Source organism: Pseudomonas sp. ES1 (genome assembly GCF_050586605.1).
Classification (GTDB): domain Bacteria; phylum Pseudomonadota; class Gammaproteobacteria; order Pseudomonadales; family Pseudomonadaceae; genus Aquipseudomonas; species Aquipseudomonas sichuanensis.
Genome location: NZ_JBOBDM010000001.1, coordinates 1 through 22,217 on the forward strand (window position 1 = coordinate 1; position 22,217 = coordinate 22,217).

The window sequence follows — 22,217 nt, forward strand, 5'->3', positions numbered from 1 at the left end:
CGGGCTTTTTTATGGCTGGAGCTTAGCGCGCACGGTAGGTGATGCGGCCCTTGCTCAGGTCGTACGGCGTCAGTTCGACGCGGACCTTGTCGCCAGTGAGAATACGGATGTAGTTCTTGCGCATCTTGCCAGAGATATGCGCGGTAACGACGTGCCCGTTTTCCAACTCCACGCGGAACATGGTGTTGGGCAGGGTGTCGACGACAGTGCCTTCCATTTCGAAGCTGTCTTCTTTCGACATGCAGTAAAGCCCTCGGTGTCCAGAGTTGGCCCGACGCGTAACTGCACCGGGCAAAAAAAGTGGCGTGGATTATGCCCGAAAATTGTATTTCAAGCCAATGCTTTCAGTTGAGGCTGACCCAGCGCTGGTTGATCAGCAGTTCGATGGGGCGGTACTGGGTCTTGTAGTTCATTTTCTTGCAGTTCTTGATCCAGTAGCCAAGGTAGACGGCATCGAGGTTTTGCCGCAGGGCTTCGCCGATCTGCCAGAGAATGGCATAGCGGCCGAGGCTGCGACGTTCTTGCTCGGGCTCGTAGAAGGTGTAGACCGCCGACAGGCCGTTGGGCAGCAGGTCGCAGACGGCGATGGCCAGCAGGCGGCCATCGAGGCGGAACTCGTAGAACCAGCAGAACGGCAGGTCGCGCACCAGGAAGGTGGCGAACTGGTCGCGACTTGGCGGGTACATGTCGCCATCGGCGTGGCGCTGCTCGATGTAGCGCCGGTAGAGGTCGAAATACTCTTCCTTGAACGCCGGGCGTGCGGCCGTGACGGTCAGGTCGGCGTTGCGCTTGAGGATGCGCCGTTGCTGGCGATTGGGGATGAAGCGTGCAGCGGGAATGCGCGCCGGCACGCAGGCATTGCAGTGCTGGCAATGCGGGCGATAGAGGTGGTCGCCGCTGCGGCGAAAGCCCATTTCCGACAGGTCGGCGTACACGTGCACGTCCATCGGCTGGCTCGGGTCGAGAAACAGCGTGGTGGCCTGTTCGTCCGGCAGGTAGCTGCAGGAGTGGGGTTGAGTGGCATAGAACTTCAACCGCGCCAGCTCTGTCATGATCAACCCCTTCGGTGAGACGTTGTTTCTAAGTGTAAGCCAGCTCCGGGAACTCGCCTAGCGAACCCAGGTGGCGTGATTGGGGGCATCGAGGTACCTGGCCAGGTGTTCGGCGAAGTTCGCCCGGCTGATGGCGCGGGCGCCCAGGCTATGCAGGTGGTTGGTCGGCATCTGGCAGTCGATCAGGGCGAAACCGGCCTCGCGCAAGTGCTCGACCAGGGCGACAAAGCCTACTTTCGAAGCGTTGTCGGCACGGCTGAACATCGATTCGCCGAAGAACAGCCGGCCCATGGCCAGCCCGTAGAGGCCGCCCACCAGCTCGCCATCCTGGCGCACTTCCACCGAGTGGGCGATGCCGCGCCGGTGCAGTTCGCAGTAGGCGGCACGCATGTTGTCGGTGATCCAGGTGCCGTCTGCGTAATCGCGTGGCGCGGCGCAGGCGGCAATTACGGCAGCGAAGTCAGTGTCGAAGCTGACCTGGTAGCGGCCCTGGCGGATCAGCTTGGCCAGCGAGCGCGAAACGTGCAGTTCGTCAGGGAACAGCACGGTGCGTGGATCGGGCGACCACCAGAGGATTGGCTGGCCATCCTGGTACCAGGGGAAGCAGCCGTGGCGATAGGCTGCGACCAGGCGCTCGGGGGTGAGGTCGCCGCCAGCGGCCAGCAGGCCGTTGGGCTCATGCAGGGCTTTTTGCAGGGGCGGGAAGGTCAGCGAGTCGCGGGTCAGCCAGGTGAGCATCGTCGTCCTGAACGGCGGGGGAGGGGAGGGTGACAAGCATGGCGTGTGAGCTTGGCAGGGTCAATTGGCGGGGACTGCTTCGCGGGTAAACCCGCTCCCACAGGCCATGGGTCGTCTGTGGGAGCGGGTTCACCCGCGAATGCGTCTGGTCAGATGGCCTATATTTCGGTTGCTTGGCACCATCCGGCGTCTTTGTTGTCATACCTGTGCAAAAACACAGCATAAGCCTTTGTCACAAAAGAAAATGCATGCTCAAATTGCAAGCAAATGAAAGTAGCCCCCGTTCACGCCCGAAACGGCGTGCCGCCATGGCGGCTGGCGGGCAGTAATGTTAAAAGTAGTGATTTGTTGGCCAGTCACCGGCCAAACACTATTCGCGCAGGAATAGACGCGTTTTGAAGAAATCCACCGCAACTCCAGCTCCCTTGCCTGTGCCCCTGTGGCGGCAACAGCTGCATTACCGCCTCAAGGAAGGTGCGTTGATCGCCGTCGGTGCCCTGTGCCTGTACCTGTGGATGGCGCTGCTCACCTACGACACCTCCGACCCAGGCTTCAGCCACACCAGCAACGCCGACCAGGTGGTGAACGCCGCTGGCCGTGCCGGTGCCTACTTCGCCGACATCCTGTTCATGGTGCTCGGCTACTTCGCCTACATTTTCCCGCTGCTGCTGGCGATCAAGACCTGGCAGATCTTCCGCGAGCGTCACCAGCCCTGGCAGTGGAGCGGCTGGCTGTTTTCCTGGCGGCTGATCGGCCTGGTGTTCCTGGTGCTGTCGGGCGCGGCGCTGGCGCATATCCATTTCCACCCCTCGGAGAGCCTGCCGTTCTCCGCCGGCGGGGCCCTGGGCGAAAGCCTTGGGGATCTGGCGCGCAACCTGCTCAACGTGCAGGGCAGCACGCTGATGTTCATTGCGCTGTTCCTGTTCGGCCTGACCGTGTTCACCGACTTGTCTTGGTTCAAGGTGATGGACGTCACCGGCAAGATCACCCTCGACCTGTTCGAGCTGGTGCAAGGTGCCGCCAACCGCTGGTGGGAGGCGCGCAACGAGCGCAAGCGCCTGGTGGCGCAGCTGCGTGAAGTGGACGAGCAGGTCGATGAAGTGGTTGCCCCGGTGGTGCCGGACAAACGCGAGCAGATCAAGGCCCGTGAGCGCATCATCGAGCGCGACGATGCCCTGACCAAGCATGTGGCCCAGCGCGAACAGCAGCCGGCCCCGGTGATCAACATGCCGCCACCGCAGGTCAAGGCGCCCGAGCCGAGCAAGCGGGTGATGAAGGAGAAACAGGCGCCGCTGTTCGTCGACAGCGCCGTGGAAGGCACGCTGCCTTCGATCTCCATCCTCGACCCGGCCGAGCAGAAGAAGATCGAGTACTCGCCGGAGTCCCTGGCTGGTGTCGGCCACTTGCTGGAAATCAAACTGAAAGAGTTCGGCGTCGAAGTCTCTGTCGATTCGATCCACCCGGGCCCGGTGATTACCCGTTACGAAATCCAGCCCGCCGCGGGCGTGAAAGTCAGCCGCATCGCCAACCTGGCCAAGGACCTGGCGCGTTCGCTGGCCGTGACCAGCGTGCGGGTGGTCGAAGTGATCCCCGGCAAGACCACCGTGGGTATCGAGATCCCCAACGAGAACCGCCAGATGGTGCGTTTCTCCGAAGTGCTGTCGTCGCCGCAGTTCGACGAGAACAAGTCGCCGGTCACCCTGGCCCTGGGCCACGATATTGGCGGCAAGCCGGTGATCACCGACCTGGCGAAGATGCCCCACCTGCTGGTGGCCGGTACCACCGGCTCCGGTAAGTCGGTGGGTGTGAACGCCATGATCCTGTCGATCCTGTTCAAGTCGGGCCCGGAAGACGCGCGATTGATCATGATCGACCCGAAAATGCTCGAACTGTCGATCTACGAAGGCATCCCGCATCTGCTGTGCCCGGTGGTCACCGACATGAAGGACGCCGCCAACGCCCTGCGCTGGAGCGTTGCCGAGATGGAGCGGCGCTACAAGCTGATGGCGGCCATGGGGGTGCGTAACCTGGCCGGCTTCAACCGCAAGATCAAGGACGCGCAAGAGGCCGGCGAGGTCATCCACGACCCGCTGTACCGTCGCGAGAGCATGGATGACGAACCGCCGACGCTGAAGACCCTGCCGACCATCGTGGTGGTGGTCGACGAATTCGCCGACATGATGATGATCGTCGGCAAGAAGGTTGAAGAACTGATCGCCCGTATCGCCCAGAAGGCCCGTGCCGCCGGTATCCACCTGATCCTGGCCACCCAGCGCCCCTCGGTGGACGTGATCACCGGCCTGATCAAGGCCAACATCCCGACCCGCATGGCGTTCCAGGTGTCGAGCAAGATCGACTCGCGGACCATCATCGACCAGGGTGGCGCCGAGCAGCTGCTGGGCCACGGTGACATGCTGTACATGCCGCCGGGCACCAGCCTGCCGATCCGTGTGCATGGCGCGTTCGTTTCCGACGACGAGGTGCATCGCACGGTCGAGGCGTGGAAGCTGCGCGGCGCGCCGGACTACAACGACGATATCCTCAATGGCGTCGAAGAGGCCGGCAGCGGCTTCGAAGGCGGGGGCGGTGGTGGCGACGGTGATGACCCGGAAGCCGACGCCCTCTACGACGAAGCCGTGCAGTTCGTGCTGGAAAGCCGCCGGGCATCGATTTCCGCGGTACAGCGCAAGCTGAAGATCGGTTACAACCGTGCCGCGCGAATGATCGAGTCGATGGAGATGGCCGGTGTGGTCACCCCCATGAACAGCAACGGCTCGCGGGAAGTGATTGCCCCGGGCGGCCCACGCGATTGAAGATCACCCTGCCGGGCACACGAAGTGCCCGGCCCACCCACTGTTCTACGAGGATTTCCATGCGCGCGATTCGCATGCTGTTGGTTTCTGCCCTGGCTGCGGGCACTCTGTCGGCCCATGCCGGCGAGCAGGATGTGCAGCGCCTGACCCAGTTGCTGGAGAAGTCGCAGACCATTGAAGCCAACTTTTCCCAGCTGACCCTTGCCGCCGATGGTGCCAACCTGCAGGAAACCTCCGGCAAGATGACCGTCAAGCGCCCGGGCCTGTTCTACTGGCACACCAATGCACCGCAGGAGCAGGTGGTGGTGTCCGACGGCAAGAACGTCACCCTGTGGGACCCGGACCTGGAGCAGGCCACCATCAAGAAGCTCGACGTGCGTCTGAACCAGACCCCGGCGCTGCTGCTGTCCGGTGACGTGTCGAAGATCAGCCAGAGCTTCGACATCACCTCCAAGGAGCAGGGCGAAGTCATGGACTTCACCCTCAAGCCCAAGACCAAGGACACTTTGTTCGATTCGCTGCGCGTGTCGTTCCGCAAGGGCCTGATCAATGACATGCAACTGATCGACAGTGTCGGCCAGCGCACCAATATCCTGTTCAATGGCGTCAAGGCCAACCAGGCGGTGCCGGACAGCACCTTCAAGTTCGACATCCCCAAAGGCGCGGACGTCATCAAGGAGTAAGCGGAGCCCGTGATGGACCTGTTTCGAAGCGAACCCGTCGCCCAGCCCCTGGCCGCCCGTCTGCGCCCGTCCAACCTGGACGAGTACGTTGGCCAGGAGCATCTGCTGGCGCGCGGCAAGCCGCTGCGCGAGGCGCTGGAGCAGGGTGCGCTGCATTCGATGATCTTCTGGGGGCCGCCCGGGGTGGGCAAGACCACCCTGGCGCGGCTGCTGGCGCAGTTCTGCGATGCGCACTTCGAAACGGTCTCGGCGGTGCTGGCCGGGGTGAAGGAGATTCGCCAGGCGGTCGAGGTGGCCAAGCAGCAGGCTGGCCAGTACGGCCGGCGCACCATCCTGTTCGTCGACGAGGTGCACCGCTTCAACAAGTCGCAACAGGACGCCTTCCTGCCCTATGTGGAGGACGGCACGCTGATCTTCATCGGCGCCACTACCGAGAACCCCTCGTTCGAACTGAACAACGCCTTGTTGTCGAGGGCGCGGGTGTATGTGCTCAAGAGCCTGGACGAAGCGGCGCTGCGCAAGCTGGTCGACCGTGCGCTGAGCGAAGAGCGCGGCCTGGGCAAGCGCAACCTGCGGGTAGGCGACGAAGCCTTCAAGATGCTCATGGCCGCCGCCGATGGTGATGGCCGGCGCATGCTCAACTTCCTCGAGAACGCCTCGGACCTGGCCGACGACGGCGGTGAAATTGGCGTCGAGCTGCTGCAAAGCCTGCTCGGTGACAGCCGTCGACGTTTCGACAAGGGCGGCGAGGCGTTCTACGACCAGATCTCGGCGCTGCACAAGTCGGTGCGTGGTTCCAACCCCGATGGCGCGCTGTACTGGTACGCGCGCATGCTCGACGGCGGCTGCGACCCGCTGTACATCGCCCGGCGCGTGGTGCGCATGGCCAGTGAAGACATCGGCAACGCCGACCCGCGTGCCCTGAGCCTGTGCCTGGCGGCCTGGGACGTGCAGGAGCGCCTGGGCAGCCCGGAAGGCGAGCTGGCGGTGGCCCAGGCCATCACCTACATCGCCTGCGCACCTAAGAGCAATGCGGTGTACATGGGCTTCAAGGCTGCCATGCGCGAAGCGGCCGAGCACGGTTCGCTGGAGGTGCCGCTGCACCTGCGCAATGCCCCGACCAAGCTGATGAAGCAGCTCGGCTACGGCGAGGAATACCGCTACGCCCACGACGAGCCGGATGCCTATGCCGCCGGTGAGGACTATTTCCCCGAGCAACTGGAACCGCGTCAGTACTACCAGCCGGTGCCACGTGGGCTGGAGCTGAAGATCGGCGAAAAGCTGCGTCACCTGGCCGAGCTCGACCGCACCAGCCCCCGGCAACGGAGAAAACCGTGATCGCACTTATCGCCGCCGTCAGTGCCGGCGGCATCGCTGGCACCCTGCTGCGTTTTGCCACCTCCAACTGGGTCGCTGCCAACTGGCCGAAGCATTTCTATCTCGGTACGCTGGCTGTCAACCTGGTAGGCTGCCTGCTGATCGGCCTGTTGTACGGCCTGTTCCTGCACAAACCCATGGTGCCGGTGGAACTGCGCGCTGGGCTGATCGTCGGCTTTCTCGGTGGCCTGACCACTTTTTCTTCTTTTTCCCTGGATACCGTGCGCCTGCTCGAAAGCGGGCAGGTTCCGCTGGCCTTGGGCTATACCGGTATTAGTGTGGTGGGCGGGCTGCTTGCGACCTGGGCCGGCCTTACCCTTACCCGATTCTGAACCAACACCTACCTATAACGAGAGAACGATATGCTCGATTCCAAACTGTTACGCGGCCAACTTCAGGAAGTGGCGGACCGCCTGGCCTCCCGTGGCTTCAGCCTGGATGTCGCGCGCATCGAATCACTGGAAGAGCGCCGCAAGGCGGTGCAGACCCGTACCGAGCAACTGCAGGCCGAGCGTAACGCCCGCTCCAAGTCCATCGGCCAGGCCAAGGCCAAGGGTGAGGACATCGCCCCGCTGATGGCAGACGTCGAGCGCATGGCCAACGAGCTGGCCGCCGGCAAGGTCGAGCTGGACGGCATCCAGGCGGAGCTCGACGGCATCCTGCTGACCATCCCCAACCTGCCGGACGCCAGCGTACCGGTCGGTGCCAGCGAAGACGACAACGTCGAAGTGCGCCGTTGGGGCACGCCGAAGGCGTTCGACTTCGAAATCAAGGACCACGTCGCCCTCGGCGAAGTCAGCGGTGGCCTGGACTTCGAGGCGGCGGCCAAGCTGTCCGGTGCCCGCTTCGCCGTGCTGCGTGGCCCGATTGCCCGCCTGCACCGCGCCCTGGCGCAGTTCATGATCAACCTGCACACCGGCGAGCATGGCTACCAAGAGCACTACACCCCGTACCTGGTCCAGGCCCCGGCCCTGCAGGGCACCGGCCAGCTGCCGAAGTTCGAGGAAGATCTGTTCAAGATCAGCCGCGAAGGCGAGGCCGATTTCTACCTGATCCCGACCGCCGAAGTGTCGCTGACCAACCTGGTGGCCGACCAGATCCTCGACGCCAAGCAACTGCCGCTCAAGCTGGTTGCCCACACCCCATGCTTCCGCAGCGAGGCCGGTGCGTCGGGCCGCGACACCCGCGGCATGATCCGTCAGCACCAGTTCGACAAGGTCGAGATGGTCCAGGTGGTCGAGCCGGCAAAATCCATGGAAGCCCTGGAAGGCCTGACCGCCAACGCCGAGCGTGTGCTGCAGCTGCTGGAGCTGCCGTATCGCGTGCTGGCGCTGTGCACCGGCGACATGGGCTTCGGCGCGGTGAAAACCTACGACCTGGAAGTGTGGGTCCCGAGCCAGGACAAGTACCGTGAAATCAGCTCCTGCTCCAACTGCGGTGACTTCCAGGCCCGCCGCATGCAGGCGCGCTGGCGCAACCCGGAAACCGGCAAGCCTGAGCTGGTGCACACCCTCAACGGTTCCGGCCTGGCAGTAGGCCGCACCCTGGTGGCCGTGCTGGAGAACTACCAGCAGGCCGACGGCTCGATCCGTGTGCCGGAAGTACTCAAGCCGTACATGGGCGGCGTCGAGGTCATTCGCTGAGATGGATTACCTGCCGCTGTTCCATAAGCTGCAGGGCGGCCAGGTACTGGTCGTCGGCGGTGGCGAGATCGCCCTGCGCAAGGCGCGCCTGCTGGCCGATGCCGGCGCCGCGCTGCGGGTGGTGGCGCCGGACGTAGACGGCCAGCTCGCCGCACTGGCCCGTGAGGGCGGTGGCGAGGTGCTGGTACGCGGCTATCAGCCGTCGGACCTGGACGGCTGCCGGCTGGTTATCGCGGCCACCGATGACCCCGGGCTCAATGCCCAGGTCTCGGCGGATGCGCAGGTGCGCAGCCTGCCGGTCAATGTGGTTGACGCGCCGGCCTTGTGCACGGTGATCTTCCCCGCCATCGTCGACCGCTCACCCCTGGTGGTGGCGGTCTCCAGCGGTGGTGACGCTCCGGTGCTGGCGCGGTTGATTCGCGCCAAGCTCGAGGCCTGGATCCCGTCCGCCTATGGCGAGCTGGCTGGCCTGGCCGCGCGTTTCCGGCACAAGGTCAAGGCCTTGTACCCTGATGTCAACCAGCGCCGCGGCTTTTGGGAGAACGTGTTCCAGGGGCCGATCGCCGAGCGCCAGCTGGCCGGGCAGGGTGCCGAGGCCGAACGCCTGTTGCAGGCGATGGTCGATGGCGCACCCGTGCAGCAGGGTGGCGAGGTGTATCTGGTCGGTGCCGGCCCGGGTGACCCGGACCTGCTGACCTTCCGCGCCTTGCGCCTGATGCAGCAGGCCGACGTGGTGCTGTACGACCGGCTGGTGGCTCCGGCCATCATCGAGATGTGCCGGCGCGATGCCGAGCGTATCTATGTCGGCAAGCGCCGCGCCGACCACAGTGTGCCGCAGGACCAGATCAACCGCCTGTTGGTCGACCTGGCCCGGCAGGGCAAGCGCGTGCTGCGGCTCAAGGGTGGTGATCCGTTCATCTTCGGCCGGGGTGGGGAAGAGATCGAGGAACTGGCTGAGCAGGGCATCCCGTTCCAGGTGGTGCCTGGCATCACCGCAGCCAGCGGTTGTTCCGCCTACGGCGGTATTCCGCTGACCCACCGCGACTATGCCCAGTCGGTGCGCTTCGTGACCGGCCACCTGAAAGATGGCACCAGCAACCTGCCCTGGCACGATCTGGTGGCGCCTGCGCAAACCCTGGTGTTCTACATGGGGCTGGTGGGGCTGCCGACCATCTGTGCCGAGTTGATTCGCCATGGCCGTGCGGCCAGTACCCCGGCAGCGCTGGTGCAGCAGGGGACCACACGCAACCAGCGGGTGTTCACCGGTACCTTAGCCGACTTGCCTGAACTGGTGGCCCGGCATGAAGTGCACGCGCCGACCCTGGTGATTGTCGGGGAGGTGGTGCAGTTGCGCGAGAAGCTGGCGTGGTTCGAAGGTTCGCAAAACAGCTGAAATCGTTGGGGCCGCTTTGCAGCCCCAGCTTTCTCAAGCCTGCCAGATCCCTTTGCCGATCAATCGCTCCCGGTCATGGGGCTGATTGAAGTCCTGCAGTGGCCCCTTGGGCACGATCCTGTTCGGGTTGATGGTCTTGTGGCTCATGTAGTAGTGCTTCTGGATATGTTCCATGTTCACCGTACCCGCCACCCCCGGCCACTGGTACAGCTCGCGCAGCCAGTTGGACAGGTTCGGGTAGTCGCTCAGGCGGCGCAGGTTGCACTTGAAATGGCCATGGTACACCGCATCGAAACGCACCAGCGTGGTGAACAGGCGTACGTCGGCTTCGGTCAGGTATTCACCGGCCAGGTAGCGCTGGCGAGCCAGTAGCCCTTCCAGATAGTCCAGCTCATTGAACACCTCGTCGAACGCCGTTTCGTAGGCCTCCTGCGTGGTGGCGAAACCTGCGCGGTAGACGCCGTTGTTCACTGCCGGGTAAATGCGCTCGTTGAGTGCATCGATAGTGCTGCGCAGCGGCGCTGGATAGAGGTCCAGAGTATTGCCGGTCAGCTCGTCGAATGCCGAGTTGAACAGGCGGATGATCTCGGCCGACTCATTGTTGACGATGCGTTTTTCCTGCTTGTCCCACAGCACAGGCACCGTCACGCGCCCGGTGTAGTGCGGGTCGTCTTGGGTGTAACGCTGGTGCAGGTACTGCAGGGCATCGAGGTGGTCGCCGCTGGAGCCTTCCTGCTGGTCGAAGGTCCAGCCATGCTCGCCCATCAGCCAACTGACCACCGACACGTCAATCAGCGGCTCCAGGCCTTTGATGGCGCGCACGATCAGGGTGCGGTGGGCCCAGGGGCAGGCGAGCGACACATACAGGTGGTAGCGGCCGGCTTCGGGGGCGGGCAGCGGGTTGCGTCGTTGCGAATTCTCGCGCTGGAAGGCGCCGTCCTTGCTGGTCTGGTACCACTGGTCATGCCAGCGACCATCGATCAAAAGGCCCATGCTGGAGCTCCTCGGAACAAAGTGTTTGTCGTTGGAGCTCAGTCTAGAGCAAAGCGTTCGAACGAATAGCGCAAAGAGTGGGGTTAACAGATCTGTTTATTTGATGTTTCCGCGGTCGGCCCAGTAGGCGCGGGCGGTACTGAACGCCAGCTCGCGGTGTTGGCCCAGGCCACGCAGGGCCAGGGCCATGGTCGCGACCACGGCCATTTCACCGTAGCTGTCTTCGGCTTCGCCGCGCCAGACGGCAAGCAGGTGCTCCGCTTGCAGGCTGGCGGGCTTCACGTGGCGCTGGGCGCTCAGGGCAGGCCACTCCTCGTCCCAGGCAGCGCCGGCCGAAGCGCCGTAGAGATGGCTGGTGACATCCGGGTTGATCTCGATCTCGCCACCGTCACCCTTGATCACCAGTACGTGGTCGCCCAGCAGTCGGCTGGCCTCGCGGTGCACGGCCTGGTAACCGGGGTGGAAGATGCTCTGCAGGCCGCAGCGCGCGGCGAGGGGGTTGAGTACCCGGGCCAGCGAGTGGATCGGTGAGCGCAGGCCGAGGGTGTTGCGCAGGTCGATCATGCGCTGCAACTGCGGCGCCCAGTCCTGCAGCGGGAAGAAGGCCAGCTGGCGATTGTCCAGCGTTTGCGCAACGCTTGCCCAGTCACGGCACAGCGGGATGTCCAGCAGGCCGAGCAGTTGTTCGGTGTACAGGCGCCCGGCGGTGTGGGCGCCGCCGCCATGCATCAGGATGCGTACGCCATTACCGGCCAGGCACTTGGCCGCCAGCAGGTACCAGGGCAGGTGGCGCTTCTTGCCGGCGTAGCTCGGCCAGTCCAGGTCGACGTTGATGCGTGGCGCCTGCAGGTGGGCGCGCAACGCCTCGGTGAAGCCCGCAAGCTCCTCGGCGCTTTCCTCCTTGTGCCGCAGCAGCATCAGGAAGGCGCCGAGCTGGGTGTCTTCGACCTTGCCCTCAAGCAGCAGGGTCATGGCTGCGCGGGCCTCCTCGCGGGTCAGGCCGCGGGCGCCGCGCTTGCCTTTGCCCAGGATGCGCACGAATTCGGCGAAAGGGTGTTCGGTCGGTGTTTCCAGGGTAAGCGGGCGAGGTGCGTTCATATGCAGTTGGTCGGCTTGGGCAGGCCCGCCAGCTTGGCGGCGAGTTTGGCGGGAGTGCCATTGAACAGGCGGTTGAGGTGCGGGCTGTTGCCCTTCTCCGTGCCCAGTTTGAGCGCGGTGTACTTGATCAGCGGGCGGGTGGCTGGCGACAGCTGGTACTCGGCGTAGAACTGGCGCAACAGCTCGAGGATTTCCCAGTGGTCGGTGGTCAGGGCGATGTCTTCACGGGCAGCCAGTGATTCGGCGACCTCGTGGGACCAGTCCTGCAGGTCGACCAGAAAGCCGTCTTTGTCCAGGGCGATGGCGCGATCGCCGACAGTCAGGGTGCTCATAGCCAGCTGTTGACCTTGTCGTAGTGCAGGGTGAGTTCGACGAAGGCCGGGTAGTCCACGGCCTTGGCCAGTGGGCTGGTGAGGGCGCGGGCTTGCAGGTCTTCGTCGAGGGCGTACAGGCGCTCTTCGAGGTTGGCGGCTTGCAGGGCGCGCAGGGGCTCGCTACCGGCTTTGAGCGCATAGGTGGCGTCGCCACACAGCAATATTGCGTCTTGTGGGCCGAGCAGGCGCAGGCAGCTGGCCAGGTGCTCGTCCGCGAAAGGCGAGTGGGCAATTACGTGCAGGGTCGTCATCAGAGGGTTACCACCTGGTCGAAACGGGCGATCAGCGCGGCCAGTGCGGCATCGTCGAGGACCTCGACGGGCAAGGCCAGCGTGGTGCTGTCCAGGCCGCGGCGGGCCAGGCTATGCGCACAGGCGAACAGCTCCTCGACGCCGAACATCGGCAGGGCCTGGAGGTTGGCGGCCAGGTTCTTCTGCTGCAGGGCGTCCGGGTGCTGATCTTGAGCCAGCTGGAACACCCCGTCGTCGAGGAACAGCATGCCCAGCGGCAGGTCGAAGGCACCGCCGGCCAGGGCGATATCCAGGGCTTCACGGGCGGACGGGCCACTCCACGGCGCCTGGCGGCTGATGATCAGAAGCGATTTGGCCATTTCAATCACCCCCAAAGCAGATCAGACGGTCGGCAACCTGCGCGGCCTCGTGCAATTGGCCCAGGCCGGACAGCTCCCAAGGTGCCGGCAGGTTCACGGCCGGGCGCTGGTAACGGTTGGCTTCTTCTTCATTGAGCACGCCCCTGCGCAGGGCTGCGGCAATGCAGACCACGGCGTCGAGCTGGTGCTCGCTGATGAACGTGCGCCATTGCTTGGCCACGTCGAGTTCATCCTGCGGCGCGACGATATTGGCCGAGGCGCTGTGCACGCCGTCCTGGTAGAAGAACAGCCGAGCAATTTCATGCCCGCCGGCCAGCGCCGCCTCGGCGAAGCGCAGGGCGCGACGCGAGGAGGGCGCATGCGCCGGGGAAAAGACCGCAATGGCGAATTTCATGGAAAACCCGTGTAAAGGAATGCGGCCATGATAAAGCAAAAAGCCCGCGCTGGTGGGCGCGGGCTCGGTCTGCAATGCCGTGATCGGTCAAGCCTGTTCCTTGCTCTCCGGCAGGAACCAGTTGAGCACCAAAGCGCAGATGCCCCCGGTGGCGACGCCTGACTCCAGCACGTTGCGCAGCGCCGCCGGCATGTGTGCGAGGAACTCCGGCACTTGAGCCACGCCAAGGCCCAGGGCCAGCGACACGGAAATGATCAGCAGCGCCCGGCGGTCGAGGCGGGTGCTGGCGAGGATGTTGATACCCGATGCGGCAACTGCACCGAACATCACCATGGCCGCGCCACCCAGGACCGGTTCCGGCACCGCCTGGATAACCCCGGCAACGCTGGGGAACAGGCCCAGCAGGACCAGCATGGCGGCGATCCAGATACCGATATGGCGGCTGGCGATGCCGGTCAGCTGGATGACGCCATTGTTCTGGGCGAAGATCGAGCTGGGGAAAGTGTTGAACACGCCGGCCAGCAGCGAGTTGGCGCCGTTGACCAACACCCCGCCCTTGATCCGCTGCATCCACACCGGGCCTTCGACCGGTTGGCGCGAGACCTTGCTGGTGGCGGTGACATCGCCGATGGCTTCCAGCGAGGTGACCAGGTAGATCACCAGCATCGGAATGAACAGCGCCCAGGAGAAGCTCACGCCAAAGTGCAGCGGCGTCGGCACCTGGAACACCGCGGCCTGGTGCATGCCGGTGAAGTCCAGGCGGCCCAGGTAGCCGGCCAGGGCATAGCCCACGGCCAGGGCGATGACGATGGCGCAGCTGCGCATCCACACCACCGGGATACGGTTGAGGATGACGATGATTGCCAGCACCACGCCCGACAGCAGCAGGTTTTCGCCGTTGGCGAAGGTGCCGTTGGCCATGGCGCCGAAACCGCCGCCCATGCTGATCAGGCCGACCTTGATCAGGGTCAGGCCGATCATCAGCACGACGATACCGGTGACCAGCGGGGTGATCAGGCGTTTGACGAAGGGCAGGATGCGCGAAACGCCCATCTCTACGAACGAACCGGCGATGACCACGCCAAAGATGGCCGCCATCACGCCTTCTACCGGCGTGCCCTGCTTGACCATCAGTGCGCCGCCCGCGATCAGCGGGCCAACGAAGTTGAAGCTGGTGCCCTGCACGATCAGCAAGCCGGCGCCGAACGGTCCAAAGCGCTTGCACTGCACAAAGGTGGCGATGCCGGAGATCACCAGCGACATGGACACGATCAGGTTGGTATCGCGAGGCGAGACCCCCAGCGCCTGGCAGATCAGCAGCCCTGGGGTAACGATCGGTACGATGATCGCCAGCAGGTGCTGCAGTGCCGCCAGCAGGCCGATCAACAGGCGAGGCTTGTCCTCAAGGCCCAGGACCAGTTCGTTGGCAGGCGCCGCCGCGCCTGGTCCGTGTTCGTGTGAACTCATGGGAAATGCTGCCCCGGAAGAAAAAAGGAGCGCATTCTACGGGCTGAATCCCGATAGGGGTAGAGGTTAGGAAGATAGCGTCACAATCGCGGATGAAGCTGACTTAAAGGTCAGTTTGTGCGGCCTTTTCATCGGTCACGAAAAAGCCCGCCGAAGCGGGCTTTTCCTGGCAACTCGACGGGTTTGAATCAGTCGTCGCGGCCCATGATGCCGAACAGCTGCAGCAGGCTGATGAACAGGTTGTAGATCGACACGTACAGGCTGATGGTCGCCATGATGTAGTTGCGCTCGCCGCCATGGATGATGGCGCTGGTCTGGAACAGGATGCAGACCGACGAGAACAGCACGAAGCCGGCGCTGATCGCCAGTTGCAGGCCGCTGATCTGGAAGAAGAAGCTGGCCAGTACGGCGCCCAGCAGGACGAAGAAGCCAGCGGTGATGAAACCACCGAGGAAGCTCATGTCCTTGCGGGTGATCAGTACGTAGGCAGACAGGCCACCGAAGACCAGTGCGGTCATGGCGAATGCCGAGCTGACGACTTCGGCGCCACCGCTCATGCCCAAGTAACGGTTGAGGATCGGGCCGAGGATGAAGCCCATGAAGCCGGTGAGGGCGAAGGTCGATACCAGGCCCCAGGCCGAATCACGCAGCTTGGCGGTGAGGAAGAACAGGCCGTAGAAGCCGATCAGCACGACGAACACGTTGGGATAGCGAAAGCCCATCTGCTGCGAGACGAAGGCCATGATGCCGCTGAAGGCGAGGGTAAGCGCCAGCAGGCTGTACGTGTTGCGCAGGACCTTGCTGATCTCCTGCTGCTCGACCTGCTGGCCGTGGTGGACGGCGTAATCCTGTTCGCGCATGGCGACACTCCTTTGGTGTGTACCCAGGCGTTGAAGCCTGGTGAATGAAACGTATGGTTGCTGGAGCATACCAGAGCTGCCGCAACCCGCGACACAGAGAGTTTGACAGCTTGTTACATTAAGGTATTATTGCCGCCGCAAAACCAGCTGGAAGCGTGGCCGAGTGGTTTAAGGCAACGGTCTTGAAAACCGTCGATGGGCAACTATCCTAGAGTTCTTATCTAAGGTTGCCGCCTGTTGCACCTTATGACCGATGCCCGCTTGTCAGTTCGCTCATCAGCAAGACGTTCAGGGAAATTGGCAGAGTGGTTGAATGCACCGGTCTTGAAAACCGGCGAACGTGAGAGCGTTCCCAGGGTTCGAATCCCTGGTTTCCCGCCATATATTCTTGAAAATCAAAGGCTTAGGTTTCGACCTAGGCCTTTTTTTTCGTCCCGATTTTTTACCCCTTCCTTCTACCAACCCCAGGATCCTTCAGCGTGCCAGATAGAATGCAACAAAATTGTTGTGTTTTAGTGCGTGCTGTTGCGCCTTTTGGTGATGTCGTGCATCATCCGCTCCCTTGATTGGGTGAGGTACAGGTGGGAGGGGGAATGGCACGCGGAACACGGATCAATCGTCACGTCCATGTGACTGAGTCGGTACGTAACGGAAAGTCGCATTTTGTGTTGCTTTCAGATGATGGGTTCCTGAGTAAGTTTTTTGATAACTGGTCATATCAGTTGTCTAGGTCTCACCCGTTCAATACAGTCAAAAGCTATGCACTCGATGTATGTATTCTCTTAAACTTCATTTTTGAATATTGCTCTCGATTACTTGGTATCACACCAGTGACTCTCTCGAACGCCCTTGAGTCGTTTGAGGAATATCTCGTGTTTGGAGTTAATAGCGATGAGCAAATTATTCGTGAGGTCGCTATTGCTTTAGGTGCGACGCCTGTTGGTGGCGCTACAGCCAGTAGATATATCGTTTCTGCTAATAAATTCATTGATGCAAGTGAAGAGTTTCGGCTTGGCATGCTTCAGTTGGAAAGCTTGGGTTATGTGCCTCATTCATATATTTCTGTCTTTCCGCAGGGCTTAACCTTTGAAGGGATGGCTCCAGGTAAAGTCAGGGCTGCCATCAGGCGTAACAGTTGGTTCGCCGGTTGTCTGGCAGGTGGCGCCAGAAGGTTGAAATGTAAGAATTTGAAGCCAAAGTCCAAGCCTAGTTTGGTTGCTGATACTGACGAGCACGGAGGCGATGGCGTTGCGTTTCCTCTCGATCTTGCGGTAAGTATGATCGAGGGCGCTTCCTGTACGCGTGATGCGCTTTTGTATAGTGGGGCAGCAGCATTTGGCCCTCGTATTGTGGAGTTGCTTACACTCACATTTGATGATGTGAAGTGTGCCCAGGGAAAAATTTATATTGTAGATCCGCAATCGAGACAGCGTGAATTGTCACAATGGTTGCCGGCTGACGAAGTGAAGAAGATTTCGCACAAGGCAAGAGCCACGCCTGAAACATATGGTATCGAGCCATTTGCATCTCATTTCTGGGTGCTGTACGCACAATATTATGAAGAAGTACAGGAATTTGAGCGTGCAAATCCATTTGCCCCACGTCATAAGTTTGTATTTCGCAAGCTTGAGGGAGGGGAACCTCTTGTTAATTCTTATCAATCTGTATATGAGCGATTTCGTGAGGAAGCCTATAAGGTAACTGGGCACTACTATACTCCCCATTCAATGCGTCATATGTACGGCTATTATCTAGTGAACTTTTGTCCTAATCCATCTGATCCTAAGAGGTTTGGGTTGCCTATTAGGACGGTGCAAAAGTTCATGGGGCATAGAGAGTTGAAGTCTACTATGAGGTATGCGCGGAAAGATGCGCGAATGCTTGAGGCAACTTTGAGCGCCCTTAATTCCCTGCGAATGGGGGCGGCGGGGTTTTCGGTGTCTGATGTGCGGTTCAAGCATGTCATGCAGTTGAAGAACGATATTAGTGAAATCTTGATGGTTGGTGATAAGTGATTAATACAACAGATGAACCAGTTTGGCTGATTCCGAGCAATCAAATTTGCTATGCGCTTAGAAGTGCGTGCTCTTTCGCTGCTGCTGCATACCGGCGGCACTATGTGCCAGGCGACAAAGAAACGATCTATTATAAAGTTGACAGGATCGTAAAGGAGGGAGATTTCAATTTCTCCCAGTGGGGTGTGAGGCGAGCCAACGCTCTTATTAAGTCGCTATTGAGTGGCCAGCGCGTGGACTGGACTGAGTTTGAAGAGTCCTGGCGTTATCCAAAGCTCTTCGATGCGGCGTTCGTGAACTATTGGCGCTTGGTGTGCTTGATACTCTGGGGTAGGGGGATTCTGCTGACCCCTGTATCACTGCAGATGCCAGTAAAAATCGATGCTGTGCTAGATAGTGTGTGTGAGCTTCTGAATGTCAAATCGCTTCTCATGATCAGGGGGCTTCACGCTGGATCCAAACTGAACTATGTGGAATATCCCTATAAGGATAATGGGCGCCGTGCATCATTCTGGTTACGTTTTTTACAGAATACGACTATTTATAATGATCAAGATTTTTCAGAGGCTGATATCAAATGCCTTTGCGATCATTCATATGGCCCGGGAATCCTGCCATTCAGATATCACGATACGCATGGGTTTCTAGAGCTAATCTACGGCAATAATGTTGAGGCTCTTGATTGCCTCAATAATATATATCCAAAAAATGTTCCAGAAGATCCTGTCAATGCTGAGGAAAAGAAAAGGCAGCGTAAGGAACGTGAACATATTCGAAATAAAGACAGGTACCGCAAAGCAGCAAGGGTCTCGGTTGCAGATGCTGTCCAGCAAGGGATATCAGATTGCGTAGATTATGCTTCCGGTAATAGTGATCGTAGTATCGAACATATTATTGAAAGTCATTTCGTTCCTATTCGCTACAAAAAGATTTTTGATGAAGGCTCATCTCTTTATCAAGGTTTGCCCACGGTTGTAGTTGATCTTTATAAGCTTTTCCTCAATCTATTTCGTAGTTATTTGATTTACAAAAACTATGAGGGGAAGGAAAGTAGTAGATATGCAGTTATGAATGTGGTGGCTAGTTATTTGCTGGTCTATCTGCCGGGTTTCTTTATGAGGAGAGATGGTGATCTTAAACACTATCCTCGCACGCTCAATGATTTCTCGTCGGTCTTGTTTGTTACCCGGGACAGCATTGCTGTGGAGGGCGTATTTAAATACGAGAAAGAACCTCCTATGACTTTGCTTTGGTATATGCAAAAGCATGCCGAGATCTGCCCGTATAAGCCCATGTCTCATTATGGGAAAGTAAAAATCTTGGAGTTGTGGCTGGAGTATATATCTTCCATTAGGATGCAGCTTCCATCCGCAGATCAGTTTACTGTCCATTTTGGCCCCGGTTGCTTCCCTAGAACTTCAAAATCCTATGGTACAGTAAAGAAGGCCTTGCCTAGGAAATACTTTGCAACTTTTGTGAGTATGCTCTATTCCATGGAGTATTTGGTGGCTCACTTGAATTATATGGCCGAGGGCAAGGTTCCTGGGCGGATTAATGGTGAGCTTGTTCAGCCCTCTCTTGATGATTTGAGGAGTGCCGAAGAATGGCAAGGGGTATGGGGTGTCAGAGGACGTCGGACGCGAGCGGTAAATTTAGAAGCGCTGAATTATACGCCGATATTTTATGATAATGGGGAGATTCGTAAGTTCGAATATATTCCTAGGTTTTACGATATTCGAGAGTATTGCATTTGGGAGATGGAGAATGGCAAGAGAACTGGAAAAACTATACTTGAAGAACGTGTTATCCCCAATGATGTGAGGCTTACTCAGGTCATGTGTGAAACTGGGTTTAGACAAAACCATACTATCTGGTTAGATGTCGAAAATTATGATCTAGGGGTTGATCGTAGCTGTACAAGCGCTCTTACATCTCTACAGGTGGCAACTGATAAGGCCCATGGTGCGTGGACTGCCATTGTGTCTCGGCATGTGGTAAGTGTTTTGGACAGGCAGCGCGATTGGTATCGTGAATGTGCTTCAGATTCTTATCAGAAGCCAGTTTGGTACAATCAAAAAACAAGGTCTAAATTTGGTGAGATCAAGCCGATTTTTCGGAGATTTAATGTCAAGGCGGGAAGTTGGAATAATTACAATAATTTCCCCGTCATGCTTTTGGCTCTGAAATATCATATCGAAAATACGATGCGTGATGCCGAGGATTATGAGCTTGTATCAATTGTCAGTGAGGATGGAGTTTTAGTAGACTTTGACGATTACAGCGACTATCCAGAGTCTGAGTTTCAGTGGAAAGATGTTTCTAGCACATTCACGCCACATGGGTTAAGGGCGGCATTTATTACTGATGCTCTGAATTTTCTGCCTCCGTCCATCGTTGGGCAATACATGACTGGGCAGACGGAAGAGCTAGTGCTTTACTATCAGATTGTTGATGGTGTTTACATGCCGAAGCATCAAAATATTCTGATAGATTATTTGAGTCGAAACCTTGATCAGTATTCGAAAGGGGATGCGCCTGAAATCGCCGAGAGGGTTTTCCAGCTAAGTGGTGAACTTGCCAAGCGAATTAAGCAGGATACTCCTGCCGCTGTTAAGCAGTTTGGTTTGATTAGTCTTCAGGGGACACGAGAGGGCAAGAATGGTTTGGATATCCTCTTGGCCAAGAATTTTACGGAACTTGCATACAATTCTACGCATATTTGCCCGTTTGGTAACAAGTGCCCTGTTGAGGTCGTGAAGGATTTCGGGTATCAGCAACCATGTGCCGTTTGCCCTTATGCTATCAGAGGGATAATGCACATACCTGCTATTAGTGCTGAGAAGGATAAATACAAAGAGCTGATTGTCTCAGTTGTCGAGAAAATTAAGCAGGTAGTCTCTCGGAACACAGGCTCCCAAGATGTGCAATTGATTGAAAATCTTAATGCTGAACACGATCATTATGCTCGTGAGGCATGCGCGCTCGAGGCAACTGAGCAGCAACTATATAAAATGCATCAGCGAGGGGATGTAGGCTCTTTTGTAGTTAAAGGCAAGGCTGAATTAGTCACGCACTTCGAGAAAGTAAAGGTTGCTGGCTCTGAAGGCATCATTAAGCGATTGGTAGATACTCTTGCTTGGCCCAATGTGACTAGCCCTACGCTTGATCTTGATTTTGCACATTTGCGCGCGAGGCTTTTGATGCATGATGGCAAGCTGGATGAATTGTTGAAAGTAACTGGAGGTACGCCCGCAAGCCAGCTTTCGGGGGTTGTGAAAAGCATGGTAGACTCTGGCGCTTTAGATGTGATGGATCTGGTGCGATTCGGGAGCGATCAAATAATCTTAAAACCACTCGAGAACGACCAGATGCTCATCTCCCGACCAGAGGGTTAACGTAGGTATGAGTATCCATGAGTAAGCGAAAAGATACCTTTAAAGATTACAGAGAGGGTATGGTTGAATCAAGATTGGCTTTAGTTAAAGCTGCCTTGGAACACCTTTCAAATGCTTACTACAATAATGTGACAAGACTTGCGAGGGATGTTGCGAGTTTTGTCACGGTTCTTGAGTCGACTGAAAATAACAACCTTCCTGATAAATATAAAAAAGCCGACCTGAAGCCAGTAAGTCATGTGACTATATTGCGTAATGATGAATATAGGCGGCTGCTGGATGAGTTTCTTCTTGGACTTAACCCTAAGGATGAAGGGGGGATTAAGCCATTTATCGATGTTGAGGCGTTGCTCATTAAGAATAAAGGGCTTGAAGCTCAAAACAGGTTGTTAAAGAATAAGCTTGTCAATGATCATGCTCAAGTTGAAAGGTTTGACGACGACATGGTGCGTCGAGGTCAGCAGCAGATAGATGACTTATTCTCTTCCCTGGAGCTTATGGTAACTGTTGTACAAAACATGCAGGCCGCGACCCAGGGTGTCTTCTATAGAGCTACCGCTGATAACGATCCGAAAGGTAAAGGGCCCGGTTTCTGGGGGCCTTACGGTTTGGTGGCCACAGCAGATGAGATGCTTGAGATAGAGAATATATCAAGGCGAATAGGAGAGTGGAGACAAAGCAAGGCTTTTTGACACTCAATCCTGGGCGCTAGTTAGTGGATATGCCTTGGCGCCCATTTCAATTCGAAGTAATTTCTCTGTAGGAGTCTGAGAGTTCGTTATTTGCTTAAAGATTGATTCCACAGCCGACGCAATGTCGCTTTGGGCAATCCGAGCTGTCGACCTGCTTCAGCTTGAGTAAGGCCTTGGGCCTTTAACTCGTGAACAGCCTTCCGTTTTCTTTCGGCTTCAATCATTGAGGTCGTCTTTCTAGGACGGAGCTCATCACTGAGTTCACTGTCCGCCAGATCAAGCTCCTCAAGTTCCGCCAAGCATTCTAAAAGGGCTTCACGTGCTGTGCACTTCTGATGGCAAGCAACCGCCAAAGTCAACAGGGACACCGGCTTCACGCCCAGTGCATTCGCTAACTCATAGCTCACGTCCACAGTGGCTGTGGTCTTAGCCGTCTCCAGCTGGCTCACGTGTGACTGGGCAACGTGTGTAGAGATATCGGCTTGGGTCAGGCCTTTCTGACTGCGAAGCAGCTGCAGCGCTGCCGCGAATGATGAACGCAGCGTCATCAACAATTTCCCAAAAAGTGATGGTATGCCGCGTTTGCGCAGGGTCGCACAAATCTATATATTGATATTGAT

General features: G+C 58.5%; 21 protein-coding genes and 1 tRNA gene. 10 read left to right on the forward strand and 12 right to left on the reverse strand.

The genetic code is table 11. The features are described 5' to 3' along the window. Positions 1-22: 22 nt before the first annotated feature. The 3 genes from infA to aat form a co-directional block, all read right to left on the reverse strand. Complete coding sequence (gene infA / locus ACQ4N9_RS00005) at positions 23-241, reverse strand: translation initiation factor IF-1 (RefSeq protein ID WP_002553999.1); 219 nt, start codon at positions 239-241, stop codon at positions 23-25. A gap of 103 nt (positions 242-344) precedes the next feature. Then, entirely contained in the window at positions 345-1,052 is a 708-nt protein-coding gene (locus tag ACQ4N9_RS00010) for an arginyltransferase (protein WP_390967558.1), read from the reverse strand. Positions 1,053-1,109: 57 nt separating this feature from the next. Continuing rightward, the gene (gene aat / locus ACQ4N9_RS00015) at positions 1,110-1,790 is read right to left on the reverse strand and encodes a leucyl/phenylalanyl-tRNA--protein transferase (protein WP_390967559.1); all 681 of its coding nucleotides are present in this window, start codon (positions 1,788-1,790) and stop codon (positions 1,110-1,112) included. A 395-nt stretch (positions 1,791-2,185) separates the two neighbouring features. Here aat and ftsK point away from each other — a divergent pair, with 395 nt between their 5' ends. The 6 genes from ftsK to cysG are packed head-to-tail and all read left to right on the forward strand — an operon-like array spanning position 2,186 to position 9,699. Then, positions 2,186-4,603, forward strand: a complete 2,418-nt coding sequence (gene ftsK, locus ACQ4N9_RS00020; protein ID WP_390967560.1) for a DNA translocase FtsK — start codon at positions 2,186-2,188, stop codon at positions 4,601-4,603. Between the two features lie 59 nt (positions 4,604-4,662). Beyond that, a complete protein-coding gene (gene lolA / locus ACQ4N9_RS00025; RefSeq protein ID WP_110993203.1) occupies positions 4,663-5,286 on the forward strand; it encodes an outer membrane lipoprotein chaperone LolA in 624 nt (207 codons plus the stop codon). 12 nt (positions 5,287-5,298) lie between these two features. Next, positions 5,299-6,624, forward strand: coding sequence for a replication-associated recombination protein A (locus ACQ4N9_RS00030; protein WP_110993204.1), 1,326 nt, complete (start codon positions 5,299-5,301; stop codon positions 6,622-6,624). Beyond that, positions 6,621-6,995: a fluoride efflux transporter CrcB gene (gene crcB, locus ACQ4N9_RS00035; protein ID WP_110993205.1), complete on the forward strand. Its 375-nt coding sequence runs from the start codon at positions 6,621-6,623 to the stop codon at positions 6,993-6,995. The genes ACQ4N9_RS00030 and crcB overlap by 4 nt, the downstream gene beginning before the upstream one ends. A 30-nt stretch (positions 6,996-7,025) precedes the next feature. Next, positions 7,026-8,306 carry a serine--tRNA ligase gene (gene serS, locus ACQ4N9_RS00040; RefSeq protein ID WP_390967561.1) on the forward strand — a complete coding sequence of 427 codons (1,281 nt, stop codon included), beginning with the start codon at positions 7,026-7,028 and terminating at the stop codon, positions 8,304-8,306. Position 8,307: 1 nt separating this feature from the next. Further along, positions 8,308-9,699 carry a siroheme synthase CysG gene (cysG, locus tag ACQ4N9_RS00045; protein ID WP_390967562.1) on the forward strand — a complete coding sequence of 464 codons (1,392 nt, stop codon included), beginning with the start codon at positions 8,308-8,310 and terminating at the stop codon, positions 9,697-9,699. Positions 9,700-9,732: 33 nt separating this feature from the next. Here the strand turns inward: cysG and ACQ4N9_RS00050 are convergent, their stop codons facing one another. The 8 genes from ACQ4N9_RS00050 to ACQ4N9_RS00085 all read right to left on the reverse strand — a co-directional run bounded on the left by ACQ4N9_RS00050 (position 9,733) and on the right by ACQ4N9_RS00085 (position 15,495). After that, positions 9,733-10,692 (reverse strand): glutathione S-transferase family protein, encoded by a 960-nt coding sequence (locus ACQ4N9_RS00050; RefSeq protein WP_390967563.1) that lies wholly within the window; start codon positions 10,690-10,692, stop codon positions 9,733-9,735. A 96-nt stretch (positions 10,693-10,788) separates the two neighbouring features. Then, positions 10,789-11,790 carry a glycosyl transferase family protein gene (locus tag ACQ4N9_RS00055; protein WP_390967564.1) on the reverse strand — a complete coding sequence of 334 codons (1,002 nt, stop codon included), beginning with the start codon at positions 11,788-11,790 and terminating at the stop codon, positions 10,789-10,791. Continuing rightward, positions 11,787-12,122, reverse strand: a complete 336-nt coding sequence (locus ACQ4N9_RS00060) for a TusE/DsrC/DsvC family sulfur relay protein (RefSeq protein ID WP_125464648.1) — start codon at positions 12,120-12,122, stop codon at positions 11,787-11,789. The genes ACQ4N9_RS00055 and ACQ4N9_RS00060 overlap by 4 nt, the downstream gene beginning before the upstream one ends. Then, a complete protein-coding gene (gene tusB / locus ACQ4N9_RS00065) occupies positions 12,119-12,415 on the reverse strand; it encodes a sulfurtransferase complex subunit TusB (RefSeq protein WP_390967565.1) in 297 nt (98 codons plus the stop codon). The genes ACQ4N9_RS00060 and tusB overlap by 4 nt, the downstream gene beginning before the upstream one ends. Further along, positions 12,415-12,774 carry a sulfurtransferase complex subunit TusC gene (tusC, locus tag ACQ4N9_RS00070; RefSeq protein ID WP_110993212.1) on the reverse strand — a complete coding sequence of 120 codons (360 nt, stop codon included), beginning with the start codon at positions 12,772-12,774 and terminating at the stop codon, positions 12,415-12,417. Before tusC ends, tusB begins: the two co-directional genes overlap by 1 nt. A 1-nt stretch (position 12,775) precedes the next feature. Continuing rightward, on the reverse strand, positions 12,776-13,168 hold the full coding sequence (tusD, locus tag ACQ4N9_RS00075; protein WP_390967566.1) for a sulfurtransferase complex subunit TusD: 393 nt from the start codon (positions 13,166-13,168) through the stop codon (positions 12,776-12,778). Between the two features lie 87 nt (positions 13,169-13,255). Next, positions 13,256-14,635 (reverse strand): nucleobase:cation symporter-2 family protein, encoded by a 1,380-nt coding sequence (locus tag ACQ4N9_RS00080; protein ID WP_430931846.1) that lies wholly within the window; start codon positions 14,633-14,635, stop codon positions 13,256-13,258. Positions 14,636-14,823: 188 nt separating this feature from the next. Then, complete coding sequence (locus tag ACQ4N9_RS00085; protein WP_390967568.1) at positions 14,824-15,495, reverse strand: Bax inhibitor-1/YccA family protein; 672 nt, start codon at positions 15,493-15,495, stop codon at positions 14,824-14,826. 291 nt (positions 15,496-15,786) lie between these two features. On the opposite strand from ACQ4N9_RS00085, the gene ACQ4N9_RS00090 reads away from it, so the two are divergent. The 4 genes from ACQ4N9_RS00090 to ACQ4N9_RS00105 all read left to right on the forward strand — a co-directional run bounded on the left by ACQ4N9_RS00090 (position 15,787) and on the right by ACQ4N9_RS00105 (position 21,597). After that, positions 15,787-15,876: transfer RNA gene (locus tag ACQ4N9_RS00090), tRNA-Ser, on the forward strand. Positions 15,877-16,088: 212 nt separating this feature from the next. Beyond that, a complete protein-coding gene (locus ACQ4N9_RS00095; RefSeq protein WP_430931848.1) occupies positions 16,089-17,510 on the forward strand; it encodes a site-specific integrase in 1,422 nt (473 codons plus the stop codon). Continuing rightward, positions 17,507-20,905 (forward strand): hypothetical protein, encoded by a 3,399-nt coding sequence (locus tag ACQ4N9_RS00100; protein ID WP_430931850.1) that lies wholly within the window; start codon positions 17,507-17,509, stop codon positions 20,903-20,905. Before ACQ4N9_RS00095 ends, ACQ4N9_RS00100 begins: the two co-directional genes overlap by 4 nt. Positions 20,906-20,922: 17 nt before the next feature. Beyond that, positions 20,923-21,597 (forward strand): hypothetical protein, encoded by a 675-nt coding sequence (locus ACQ4N9_RS00105; protein WP_430931852.1) that lies wholly within the window; start codon positions 20,923-20,925, stop codon positions 21,595-21,597. A gap of 86 nt (positions 21,598-21,683) precedes the next feature. On the opposite strand, the gene ACQ4N9_RS00110 is transcribed toward ACQ4N9_RS00105, so the two are convergent. Next, positions 21,684-22,145 (reverse strand): helix-turn-helix domain-containing protein, encoded by a 462-nt coding sequence (locus ACQ4N9_RS00110; RefSeq protein WP_430931854.1) that lies wholly within the window; start codon positions 22,143-22,145, stop codon positions 21,684-21,686. Positions 22,146-22,217 lie beyond the last annotated feature (72 nt).